A 12,295-nucleotide genomic window follows, 5' to 3' on the forward strand; every position below is an offset into this window, starting at 1 on the left:
TCAGCTGTACATTTATATCTAAAATTTCCTTTATCATTTATTGTCAGGCTTCTGCATAACTTGTAAATCCATTGTGAAGAAGTGCTCTGTACATTCTTGCAATTTTCTCAAACGACAATGGGTATTTTATTCTGGAAGAAAAATCTTTTTCATCCGGTGGGTTAAGAAAATGTTCCATCTTTTCTCCATCCTTTGGTTTTTCAGTCATGCACAAGCTTCCTAAAACTTCAAGCACAGGAGTCAGTCTTTTTCTGGAGCCGTGAACTTTCGGCAACAACTTTTGCATAATGGCTGCATCAGTTATTTCATCCTGTTTCCAATCTGCATCTAATCTATTTGCCACTGCTGCAAAGCGAATAATTTCAGAAGCACTGCGGTAACCAAACTCTGCTCCGGTTTTCTTTAACTCAGCAAAGAAACGCATCAGTGTTTTATTCAACCTTTCTTCGTCTGCTGCTTCAAGGCTCGTATTCTTTGCAAACTCAACAAAACTTTCTGCCATATTTTTTCCTTCACCTTTCAAATTATCCAGATTGATCTCTGTACTGCTTTGTAAATAAATTTCCATCTCTGCTGCTGTTACTCTGAACTCAATCACACTGGCTCTGTCCAGAACTTTCGGGCTGAACATGTAGGTGGTTTCATCAATGTTGACGGTACCAATTATGAAGAGGTTTTTTGGAAAACCAATTTGTGCCGGAACATCATTCCACTCACTATCTCCCGAATGCAAGGCAATTTTATTTTTTGATTCCATCACGCTCAGGAAATCGGCAAAGTATCTTTCTACATGGCTCAGATTCATTTCATCAAGAATGAGAAAATAAGGTTTGCTCACATTTTTATTTGCCTCAATTATTAGGTCTAATACTTTGTTGTCTGGCTTTACATATTTTTTCGGCTCAAGCGCATTCGGAAAACCGAGAAGGGGCTCTCTGTTTGTCCAGTCGGCTCCTACTGGCACAATACAATACTGTTTATTGTCTTCGCAAATCCACATAGCAAATGCCTGAGCAAGTTTAGTTTTGCCAGAACCCGAAAGCCCAGTGAGTACTACGAACGGCTTGGTAAGCAGAGAAGCTGTCAACCGTAAAAGTGTTCGCTCGGCAAAAAACAATCCCGCCTTAATAATAGCTTTAGATAAATCTGAATGTTGAAATTTTCTAGCTGATTCTAAATCAGGTTTTGAATTACTTGAAGTTGCTTTGTAAATCGAAATCAGTTTGTCCAAATCAGTATTTATTTCTTTCTCAAGAATTTCTTTATTCAGATCATAACTTCTGAAAACAAAGGAATTAGCATATTTTTCAGGTTTTCCTAAATTGTTGTCTTTAAAATAATCTTCAATACTTTTTTCATTTGAAATATTCCATCTTCTATTTGATGCATGTGTTTCACTTACACCATAAGCTAGAATCAAGCGCTTTTTCTCTTTATAATAAAGATAAACTGGATAGATCCCCTGCTGAACGTTATCAACATCATTTAGAAAAGCTATCCACGAAATTGCCGTTGCCCGGCCTTGTCCAAATGATACCTTCACCTTTAAGCTTTCATATTCTTTGATTCGATTTTTATTGAACGCCTTAACTTCCTTTGTTCCTTGTCCAGTAGTTTGTTCATTTGCTAGTCTTAAGAATTTTACTAATTCACTATAATAGCCCATAAAATTTTGGGATTTAAAAATCTCAGCTATATCTTCCTCGGCAACTTTTTGAATTGTATTTCTATAACCGCCATATCCCTCTAAATCGAATGGTTCAAACTTTTTATCCCATTTGATTTTAAGGTTTCTCCCATCACCAATATTTTTGTATACAGTTCCAGTTGCTTTAATTCGTAACATACTTTTACGATCCCTGGTTGCGTAAGAAGATTTAATTGCAACTCTATCCCCCACATTTACTCCATTGACAACATCTAAAAATTGATCCGCATAGCCATTTTCCCAAATTCCATTTATCATGAATCTCTCTGATTGATCAGGGTTTTCTTCTTTACCTTGCCATGAAGCACCTAAAACATAATAAGAAACTGATTTTTTTTGAATAATAAACCCATACCTTCTAAGTAGTTTAAAACACTGTGTTTCCATTCCTCCTGAAAAAGAATTCCTATTAAGTTCTTTCCCATTTGCAAAAATGTTCGCGTACGCAACAACGAGTTTGGGCGGATATTTTTTACCATTATAAACGACATCGTAATATTGCGAATCAGCCTCATTGGGAATACCTTCAAGGTCAATTTTACTAATTGCGTCTAACAAATTTTCTTCGGTAATGTTTTTCGGAATTGCCATTTGAATATTTTCTAACTATACTATTTCTTTCTTTTCACAATATAGAACAGGTTTCCAGAATTTGAAAATAATTACCTTTTTCATGTCCACATCTTTGATCCGGCTCATGTTGTAACTTCTCGTCTGCCTATTGTGAACATCTGCCATTGCAGTTCTGATATTATTTCAATATGTCAATTAGTATTTGAAACTGTTTTGCAATCAGGCCTTCATCAGGAATTGGTGTATAAGCCAATGCCGAAAGTTCACTTTGATATTTTCCTTTCACTTGTTTCCAGATGTTTTCAAAGTTGTTTATTAATGGTGATTCTACGATTGATTTTTTCTGCCAGCCTTCGGGTTCATCAAACATTTCTCTGTCGTGTTTCAGTATTTCGTTAAACTGTTTTTTAAATTTAGCTGACTGAACAAATGCACCACATTCTTTATCATTCATCAGAAAATACAAATCGTAAAAGTGTCTGATTTTTTGTGAGATGCTTTCTACTGTATTTTCAGAAAATGAAAAACGAATCAGCGAAATCAGTTTCTCCATCAGTGTTTGCTCTTTGCTCAGCACATTTATTTCAAATGGCTGCAAGTTGAATTGCTCAATGAATTTTTCATTTCCTGTTGCGGTAAAAAAATCAAACACAAAACTTCTGATAAGCATCTTCTGAAACGGAAACGGATTGGCAAATGAATTTACTTCCACAATCAGTTTGTTGCTTTTGTTTTCGCTTTCGTATTCAAATACTGATTTACGAAACCGTGAACCTTTGCTGGTAACACCTTCCACCTGCAACTCTTTCATTTGCTGTGTCATTTCTTTTTCTACTGTTCTAATAATGGTTTTTATTTCATTGCCTGATTTGTTGTTGTCGTTAATGATAGCAATGTCCACATCTTCCGAAAAGCGGTTGATTAATCCGTAACCTTTAGACAAAGAAGTGCCACCTTTAAAAACTGTTTGTTCTGCATATTTACTTTTTGAAAGCTGTTGCAATACCAATGTTATCCAGTAATCTTTTTCCACAAACTCATCATTAATGCCTGTCTGATGTGAAGCAGCACGAATAGTTTCGCCAAATAATTTTACGTCGTTGTGCAGGTTCATACTATATTCCATTTTCCGGCAGCAGGTAAAACTTTATTTACTCCCGATAATTTGTAAGTGCTGAAATGATTCAGCGATTTGTAAAGCGGTTCGGTTAACGATTTATTTCCTGATGTTTCAAGTAATGCTCCCAGCAATGCTCTGGTTGCAGGCGGATATTTTAATGCCAGCCGGACCAATGTGCTTTTGTCTTTTTCTGTCAACTCTTTTATGATTGCCAAAAATCGTTTGCAAGTTGATGAAGGATTGCTGTCAGGAATTTTTTTGTTGTAGCGGATTGCATCTAAAATTTGCAGCAACGGAATATTGTCTTTCGTGATGGTGTTTTTTTGTCGGATGAATGAAATGGTGTAGCGTTCCCGTTTCAATGATGGTCGCATTTCGTTTTTGCCAATCTGAATTGTGCTGCTTACTTGTGTAGTTAAGCCCAGCTGGTTGTAAATGCTGTAGCCCGTAAGGTAGCCAATCAGTTTGCCATCGCTTTCCAAAAGGTCTTTCACCATTTGGTTTTGGTTGGGTGGCAGCTTACCAAATGAGGAATTTTCAGGTTTATAGAATTTCCCTTTTGACAGCTTCACTATTTTGCCTGATACAGCCATACGGTTAAGGGCTTTGATGATGGCTTCCTTCTTATTCACCTCTTTAATAAGGTCAGCATAGGTGAACACATAGCCCTTAGGCAGGCGATTGATGGTTTCTGCTATGTATTCTGCGGTTTTCATTCGGTGCCAAAGATAAGATATTTGTCCAGTTTATTACTAAATAAACTGGACAACATGCTTCATCCTGCGGTTCTTCTGCCGCCTACTCGATTATAAGAGATTTTGATTTCTTCGGTACAGAAGTCAAAGCCTGATTGAAAGTTCCAGATGTCCACCCAATCCTAGTTCAACAATTTTTTGCAGAGTAGAAATTCTAACTTCCTTAATGTTGTTTTCGATTTTAGAAATGTAACCTTTGTTGGTTCCACACTTTTCAGCAAGTTCTTCCTGTGTCATTCCTTTTTTAAGTCGAGCCTGTTGAATAAGGAAACCAAGCTTAAAAGCTACATACCTTTTCTCAAACTTGTTACGTTTTGAAGTGCCTTTTTTGCCATATTGTTCGTCAATGAACTGGTCAAGAGTTTTTAAGTTGCTTTTCTGTTTCATATTCCTTTTTAATTTTTAACGCTTTTTCGATTTCGGAGCTTGGTGTCTTCTGTGTTTTTTTCTGGAAACCATTGGCCAGAACTATTAGTTTGCCTTCGTCAAAAAAACAGAAAATTCGGAAAATGTCGATTCCCTGTTGAACTCTGATTTCGTAAAGGCCATTGGTACCCTCCATGTGTTTTAAGTAATCGTCTGGCACATGTTTTTGAGTTTGAATGAGACGAAAAGTCCAGAGTATTTTATTCTTTACCTTTTGCTTCTGTTTTTCATAGAAGTCAGTAAAGTAATTTCTAAATAATGTTACGGTTCTTACTTTTTCATCATTCAATTGCCGCAAAGATAAATTAAGTTGTCCGATTGTACAACATATTTTTTATAGATCTCAGGAAAAAGCTTTTAGTTTGAATCCTCAAGGAAGCATCGGTTATGTTATATAGTAGCTTTTTTTCTTACCGTCTTCTGACGAAGTTTCCTTGCAGCATTTTTCGCTTTCAGTTTAGTCATCAACTTTCTGAAGTCACGAAGTTCAGCTTCTGTCCAAGGTTTTGATTGAACAGTGAAGTCAACATCCTTTGGTTCCCTGATTAGCCCCATTTTGTTTACGATTTAAAGTATTGAGAAATTAATCTTTGTGCAGCCCTTGTTTCAATAAACATTCGTAGTCCACGAAAATGTGTTGCGTAAAGTGATTCCTGATAGCGTTGGATCAATGTCGTCTTTGCATCGAATGCAAGAAAACCTTCATAGCCTTTCTCAACGGAAATCTTGCAAGCATAAGCAACAAGATTCCCTGGAACACCTAAATAAACCTTGTTTTTATTCTTATTGAATTTTGCACTTTCAATAAGATGCATAAAAATGTGATCCTGCTTATCCTCAATGCTAATGAGACCTTGGATAATGGTGGGATTGTTTGTGGTTGTAAGCTTGTACACTTCTTTGGTCTTGTCTTTAATTTCTAGTGCCCATTGAAACTGCCAATCACCTTTCTTTATTTGGTTTACATCCTTAACGGTCAGTCGCACAACTTCAGTATCAAACACTTCACCAGTAAGGGTGTTTTCAATGGAGTTTGTGATCTTGTCAATTACAAATTCAAGAGGTTTGTGTCTTGATTTTTTCATAGATCAAAGATAAGGGAAAAATGTCCTCTATTCGGATCGGTAGCATTGCCTATGACGTTTGTGTTTGCCTCACACTGACGTTTATTTTTACTATTCTATTTTGTTGTTAATATATTGAAAATTAACAACTTGTTATTTTGATGCTGAAATATGCGAATGACGCAAATATTCCAACCGCCTGCATAAATCATCCTTTTGGGTATGACAATGACTTTTCCGTGATATTAACTTTGTGATTGTATTGATATCAGATTTGCCTGCCTGCTCCACTATGGTGAAATTTATATTCCTCACATTAAAAAGCAGGAAAGAAGTTGATATAGGATTTATGGGGCAATTCCGGGAGGTACTTGGTTTTCTGTCCCCTGCAGTGTGTGCTCTCATTATTTGAGTGGGTGATAACTGCCTGATATTCACATTATATATAAAATTAATGGTAGCTCCTACAGGAATCGAACCTGTATCTTGAGTTTCGGAAACTCACATTCTATCCGTTGAACTAAAGAGCCATTTTTTACAAATGATGCCGGCGAAGTTAGCGGATTTTATTTTACACTTAGCAGTATGCTTGAATAGGCAGGCAACGTAACAGCAGTGTTGGAAAGGGAAATTTTTGGTGACGAGATGTACACTGCATTTTTAAAATTGAGATAGGCTTCCGGAATCACATATTCCAACGGAAGGCTGCTCAGATTATGAATCACCAGGATAGTGTTTGCAGTTCCTCCACGTTCATAAACCAGGGCGGTCGCAGGTGCACCTCCAACAACTTTTATTTCTTGCGATGAAAGTGAATGATAGGTTGTTCGCGCTGCGATCAATGTTGCATACGTTTGATAAACAGAGCCGGAATTTTTTAGCTGCTTCGCAAGTGATCCAACATTTTTATCTGTACTGTATTTGGGCTTTTCCCAGCTTGTTTGTCCATTATCCCGATGTTTTTTATCCCAGAGAAATGGTTCACGAATCCATTCATCCGGTTTCATGCCGCGCATGCCCAGCTCTTCACCATAATAAATAAAGGGTGTACCCGGCAGCGTGAGATAAATAGCCGCAGCAAGCTTTGCTTTTTCGATGTTGTTTTTGAGGTCACTCATGATACGGTTGGCATCATGATTACTCAAAAAAACCGGATCGCTGTAAAAAGGAGTATGACTTGCATACAGCGTTTTTGTGGCAATCAGCTTTTCAATCAACTGATCATTTTTTTCATCCTGCAAAATTTTTAAAATGTCCCAGGAAAGTTCGAAGTTAAAAGCGCCTGTTAAAGAATTGTTGTAGGTAGCTACCAATTCTTTTTTGTTCCAGACTTCGCCGATTGTAATTACATCGGGCTTAACTTTTTTTAAAGCATCTGAAAATTCTTTCCACCACTTATTATTTGCTGCAGTATCTTCTGCTTCATAAATGTGTTGGGCCGCATCCAGCCGGAATCCATCGACAGCAGTTTCTTTCAGCCACCATTTTCCGATATCAATCACCGCTTCACGGACAGCAGGATTATCAAAATTCAGGTCAGGCATTGCAGGTGAAAAGAAACCAAAATATTTTTCTCCGGTATAGCCTGCATCTGTTCCGCGGGGTTGGTGCCAGTTTTTATCTTTTGCATTTGATTTTGATTCCCACCAATAATAATTTTTATAAACAGGATCATTTTTCAATGCAGCCTGAAACCATGGATGATCATAGGCGGTGTGATTTACCACAAGATCCATCAGCACGATGATGTTTCTTTTATGTGCCTCTGATAATAGATTTCTGAAATCATCAAGTGTGCCACAGGTTGGATCCACTGCTAAGTAATCAAGCACATCATACTTATGATAAGATGGTGAAGGATGAAAAGGAGTGATCCAAAGCCCTGTGATGCCAAGATTGGCCAGGTAATCGAGTTTTGCGGTAATACCATTCAGATCACCAATTCCGTCATTGTTGGAATCATAAAATGAACGGATAAAAATTTCATAGAAGACACGGTGATTCAGATCACGCTGCACTTTTTCTTCGGCAGAAATTACCTGAGCACCGGGTCGATCAATTTGCGCAGCAGCCATATTGGGAAACATAAATAAAAATGCCAACAAAATATTTTTCACAATCATTAATAGTTTTTTTTAGAATCATTTTATCAGTTGAGCGTGGTCGTTGAAATTGGTGAAGAAACAGCCAACAACATCGACGTCGTATGCGGCTTCAAAAACAATCATTTCAAACCCGGAAGCATTTTTAAAAAACCTGTTTAACAACTGTTGGTCTAAGTTATGTTGAATTGATATCAATGAAACAGGTTACAGACTGTAACTTCCATTTCATTGATATCATTTTTCCGGCTAATTTATTTTCTCACCAGAAAACAATGTAAAGCGCAGCAGTTGTTCCAACAACGATCAGCAGTCCAATGAGAAATGGCATCGAAATCTTAAAGGTTGATTTGTCAATTTCAAGCGCCTTGGGATTGTTTTTAGAAGCAGGATCCAACAAGCCGAACACTACGATCAGTGCCACGCAGGCAAGGAATACAACCGACATCCTGTTCATAAATGGAAGGCCCGGCATGGTGTATTTTAAAACTGCGGAAAACGGAATGCTGCACAATGTTGCTGCCAATGCACCGGCTGAATTGGATCGTTTCCAGAAAAATCCCATCAGGAACATGGCAAGAATGCCCGGTGAAATAAATCCGGTGAATTCCTGGATATAAGTGAATCCTTGTCCCAGGTTTTTTAATGCGGGAGAAATAATAAGCGCAATTGCAAAAGCAACAAATATGGCCCAGCGTCCGATAGAAACCACTTTTTTGTCTTCCGCATCTTTATTAATGTAGCGTTTATAAATGTCGAGTGAAAAAATGGTAGAGATGCTATTGGCTTTGCCGGCAAGAGAAGCCACAATTGCCGCAGTTAAGGCCGCTAAGGAAACACCTCTCAATCCATTCGGGAGCAATTCAAGCAAAGTGGAATAAGAGTTATCGGGTTTCACGATTCCATTTTCTGTCATGCCTGCAATAATATTCTGATCAGCATTATTCTTGAATAAAACAAAGCATGCAATTCCGGGAACCACAACAATCAGCGGCATCAACAATTTCAGGAATGAAGCAAATAGCAACCCTGCACGAGCTGTTGGTAAACTGGCACCGAGCGCGCGTTGCGTGATGTATTGATTGCAGCCCCAGTAACTTAAATTAGCGATCCACATACCACCAATCAGTACTGATAGTCCGGGTAATTGTTCCCATGGATCCTGTAAGCCGCCTTGTCCGTTAATCACTTCATACTTTCCTTTCGGGAAAATCATGTGAAAATGATCGGGTGCCTTCTGATATAATAAACTTAATCCTTCCATCGCGCCTGCTCCTGAACCAAGACTTGTAGAAACAAGATCTAATGCCAAATAAGTAGTGATCAATCCGCCGAGTATTAAAAAGAAAACCTGGATCACATCTGTATAACCAATCACGCGCATGCCACCCAGTGTAATGAAGATGGCAAACAACGATAATCCCGCAGCACAGGCAATAAAAGGAAGATCGAGCATGTGTTGAATAGTGAGTGCGCCGAGATAGATGATCGAAGTCAGATTCACAAAAACATAAATCATCAGCCAGAAAACCGCCATGATGGTGGCCACGCGTTCATCGTACCTTACTCTGAGAAACTGCGGCATGGTATATATTTTATTTTTCAGGTAGAGCGGCATGAAAAAAACAGCTACAATAATGAGTGTGATGGCGGCCATCCATTCATAAGAAGCAATACCGAGACCGAGCGCGAATCCGGAACCGCCCATTCCAATAAACTGTTCGGCCGAAATATTGGAGGCAATTAAGGAAGCTCCGATGGCCCACCATGTCAGCGATCCTTCCGCGAGAAAGAAATCTTTTGAGTCGTTGTGCGTGTTTTCTTTTTCTGATATACCCAATATCCATAGAGTGATACAATGGCGAAATAAATAAAGAATACTGCATAGTCAATCGGTTGCATGGCGTGATTCATGTGTTTTTCTTTTTAAGCTGTAAGAAGAATTGGATGGTGTTGATTTGCTAAATGTAATCGTTTGTAACATGTGCAAACACCTTTTTTATTTCAATTTTTTATTGCACTGTTTTTCGATGCAATCATTATTTTGTTTGAGTAGCCGAGAAATGAATTTCAGATTGCGACCTTAAAATCTCAGCAGCCCATTCCGCGGTCACATCGCGTTGCGGATTGCCAAGCATTTCATAACCCACCATAAATTTTTTTACGGTAGCTGATCGCAGCAATGGTGGCAGGAAATGCATGTGCCAGTGCCACTCAGGATGTTCGCCATCATTTACAGGAGACTGGTGCATACCTGCTGAGTAGGGAAAAGAAGTCTTGAAAATGTTATCGTATCGGGTGGTTACATTTTTTAAAATGGCGGCAAGCGCATGTTTTTCATTGTCAGTAAACTGAAGTATTGTTTGAACCTGTCTTCTTGAAACAATCATGATTTCAAAAGGCCATACAGCCCAAAATGGCACCAGTGCAACAAAGTGATCATTGGCAGTAACGATCCGTTCCTTCTTTTCTAATTCCAGCATCAGGTAGTCGCCAAGCAGGCTTTTTCCTTTTGCATCAAAGTATTTTTTTTGATGAATGGTTTCTTTATCCGGCTCCACCGGCACATCGCTGGAGCACCAGATTTGTCCGTGCGGATGCGGATTGCTGCAACCCATAATTTCACCCTTATTTTCGAATATCAGTATGTATTTAAGTTGCGTGTTTTGCGATAAGGTATTGAATTCATCACACCATAGATTCACCAGTTCTAAAATATTGTCAATTTCAAGATGCGGCAACGTAAGATCATGCCGCGGAGAAAAGCAAATAACCCTGCAAATGCCGCTTTGACTCTTTGCAATCAGCAAATCATCAATGTTTAAATCTCCTTCCGGTGTTTCCAATACCAAAGAGGAGTAATCATTGGTAAATGCGAAGCATGACTTGTAATCAGGATTTGTTTGATCACCTGCTCTTTTATTGCCCGGACATAAATAGCACGTTGCATCATAGGAAGCTCTGTTTTCGATGGCTGCTGCTTCCACTTTCCCCTGCCAGGGACGATTGGTGCGCTGGGGAGAAATCAACAACCATTCGCCTGTGAGAATATTTTTTCGCCTGTGCGGATGCTTTGTAAAGTCGATGGTCATCTTATTCATGCGCTCTTACTCAGATATATTTTTTAATTCCGTTGCCCGTTTTAAGACAGTGGTGCCGGCTTCAATTTTAGCAACATAAGGAGTCAGTTCACGATTCATAGATTTTTTATAAGCTATGGAAGTCGATTGAATTATTTCGTCCACTTTTTCTTCCCTCACCAGGTTAATAGTGCAGCCTCCAAAACCTCCGCCCATCATTCTCGACCCGAAAACAGCCTCCTTATTTCTTACACTATCCACCAGGAAATCCATTTCTGCGCAACTTGCTTCGTACTGGTATTGCAGACCTGCATGGGAAGCAAACATTTTTTCGCCGAAAGATTTCAGATCACCGTTTTTTAAATTTTCCCCTGCAGTCACCACTCTTTCATTTTCTTCAAGAATAAATTTGCAGCGTTTATAGATCAGGGCATCGAAAGGTAAAATGTATTGATCCAGCATTTCAATATTTGCATCGCGTAAACTTTCAATTGTTTTATGATGCTGCTGAATCATCGCCACTCCTGTTTCACATTGCTTTCGTCGTACATTGTATTCTGAGGGAACCATGAGAATGTTTCACATTCGAATCAAGTAATAAGATGCGCAGTCCGTTCATGCTCAACGGAACGTATTCAAATTGCAATGAACGGCAATCCAGTTTTATCGCATGTCCGGGCTTGCCGAACATGCTCGCAAACTGATCCATAATACCGCACTGAACACCTACGTAGTAATTTTCCGCACGCTGCGCCATTTGAACCAGCAGCAATTTTTTCCAATGCGGATTGAGTCGTTTCATTCAGTGACATAGCGACAGCACATTCGACGGCAGCAGAAGAGGACAATCCGGCGCCAATGGGAAGATTGCCGGAAACTGCAGCATCAAAACCATTCACTGAAATGCCAGCTAATTTGAATTGTTCGACGACTCCAAGGATATAATTCGGCCAGGACGATGTTGCGGAAGGTACGAGTGTGTCAACTGTTGTTTCATATCTCTCGCGAAAATCTGCGGAGTACAAATGAATCGTTTGATCGCTGCGTGGTGTGATCACAAAATAGATTCCTTTATCTATCGCAGCAGGCAACACAAATCCCTGGTTGTAATCGGTAAATTTCTCCAATCAGGTTGATTCTTCCAGGAGAAAAAACAACCAGTGAATCTTCAAAAATAAAATCCTTTAATTCTTTTGGAAAGATGGACATGAAGGAAAATTTCAACAGAAAACTTTAATTCCTTTTTTCAAAAAATGATGATGAATGCTTTCTTAAAGGAATTGGAGTTCAAGATAAATGAAAACTATTACAATCTGCATCCAATTTCTTTGGGATAATTGAACCTTGTTTTTAGAGTTGAATGAATGTCAGGATGATTAGAAATTGCTGATGGGTGGTCAGGTTGAAAAGGTATTATTGTCACGGAAGCACGGAACGACACTCAAAATAATTCGTGCCTGTCTGTGT

General features: G+C 38.8%; 8 protein-coding genes, 1 tRNA gene and 2 pseudogenes. All 11 read right to left on the bottom strand.

Translation table 11 applies throughout. The features are described 5' to 3' along the window. Positions 1-43: 43 nt before the first annotated feature. Positions 44-2,299 carry a DUF3578 domain-containing protein gene (locus IPO83_13015; protein MBK9732184.1) on the bottom strand — a complete coding sequence of 752 codons (2,256 nt, stop codon included), beginning with the start codon at positions 2,297-2,299 and terminating at the stop codon, positions 44-46. A 160-nt stretch (positions 2,300-2,459) separates the two neighbouring features. After that, complete coding sequence (locus IPO83_13020) at positions 2,460-3,395, bottom strand: nucleotidyl transferase AbiEii/AbiGii toxin family protein (protein ID MBK9732185.1); 936 nt, start codon at positions 3,393-3,395, stop codon at positions 2,460-2,462. Further along, entirely contained in the window at positions 3,392-4,117 is a 726-nt protein-coding gene (locus IPO83_13025; protein MBK9732186.1) for a hypothetical protein, read from the bottom strand. The genes IPO83_13020 and IPO83_13025 overlap by 4 nt, the downstream gene beginning before the upstream one ends. A gap of 123 nt (positions 4,118-4,240) precedes the next feature. Further along, on the bottom strand, positions 4,241-4,543 hold the full coding sequence (locus tag IPO83_13030; GenBank protein ID MBK9732187.1) for a helix-turn-helix transcriptional regulator: 303 nt from the start codon (positions 4,541-4,543) through the stop codon (positions 4,241-4,243). After that, complete coding sequence (locus IPO83_13035) at positions 4,512-4,871, bottom strand: type II toxin-antitoxin system RelE/ParE family toxin (protein MBK9732188.1); 360 nt, start codon at positions 4,869-4,871, stop codon at positions 4,512-4,514. Before IPO83_13035 ends, IPO83_13030 begins: the two co-directional genes overlap by 32 nt. Before the next feature lie 271 nt (positions 4,872-5,142). Beyond that, positions 5,143-5,667 carry a hypothetical protein gene (locus IPO83_13040; protein ID MBK9732189.1) on the bottom strand — a complete coding sequence of 175 codons (525 nt, stop codon included), beginning with the start codon at positions 5,665-5,667 and terminating at the stop codon, positions 5,143-5,145. 434 nt (positions 5,668-6,101) lie between these two features. Continuing rightward, positions 6,102-6,176, bottom strand: a tRNA-Arg gene (locus IPO83_13045). A 36-nt stretch (positions 6,177-6,212) separates the two neighbouring features. Beyond that, a complete protein-coding gene (locus tag IPO83_13050; GenBank protein MBK9732190.1) occupies positions 6,213-7,763 on the bottom strand; it encodes an alpha-amylase in 1,551 nt (516 codons plus the stop codon). 247 nt (positions 7,764-8,010) lie between these two features. Then, positions 8,011-9,662, bottom strand: a pseudogene (locus tag IPO83_13055) (sodium/sugar symporter). A gap of 125 nt (positions 9,663-9,787) precedes the next feature. Continuing rightward, positions 9,788-10,849, bottom strand: coding sequence for a UDP-glucose--hexose-1-phosphate uridylyltransferase (locus IPO83_13060; GenBank protein MBK9732191.1), 1,062 nt, complete (start codon positions 10,847-10,849; stop codon positions 9,788-9,790). 6 nt (positions 10,850-10,855) lie between these two features. After that, a pseudogene (gene galK / locus IPO83_13065) lies at positions 10,856-12,037 on the bottom strand (galactokinase). Positions 12,038-12,295: the final 258 nt, after the last annotated feature.

It is taken from the genome of Chitinophagaceae bacterium, from assembly GCA_016717285.1.
Classification (GTDB): domain Bacteria; phylum Bacteroidota; class Bacteroidia; order Chitinophagales; family UBA10324; genus JACCZZ01.

What these genes read in the sequence shown, in the direction of transcription:
- IPO83_13015 (MBK9732184.1), bottom strand. Translation starts at nt 2,299, where the DNA reads ATGGCAATTCCGAAAAACATTACCGAAGAAAATTTGTTAGACGCAATT.
- IPO83_13020 (MBK9732185.1), bottom strand. Translation starts at nt 3,395, where the DNA reads ATGAACCTGCACAACGACGTAAAATTATTTGGCGAAACTATTCGTGCT.
- IPO83_13025 (MBK9732186.1), bottom strand. Translation starts at nt 4,117, where the DNA reads ATGAAAACCGCAGAATACATAGCAGAAACCATCAATCGCCTGCCTAAG.
- IPO83_13030 (MBK9732187.1), bottom strand. Translation starts at nt 4,543, where the DNA reads ATGAAACAGAAAAGCAACTTAAAAACTCTTGACCAGTTCATTGACGAA.
- IPO83_13040 (MBK9732189.1), bottom strand. Translation starts at nt 5,667, where the DNA reads ATGAAAAAATCAAGACACAAACCTCTTGAATTTGTAATTGACAAGATC.
- IPO83_13060 (MBK9732191.1), bottom strand. Translation starts at nt 10,849, where the DNA reads ATGAATAAGATGACCATCGACTTTACAAAGCATCCGCACAGGCGAAAA.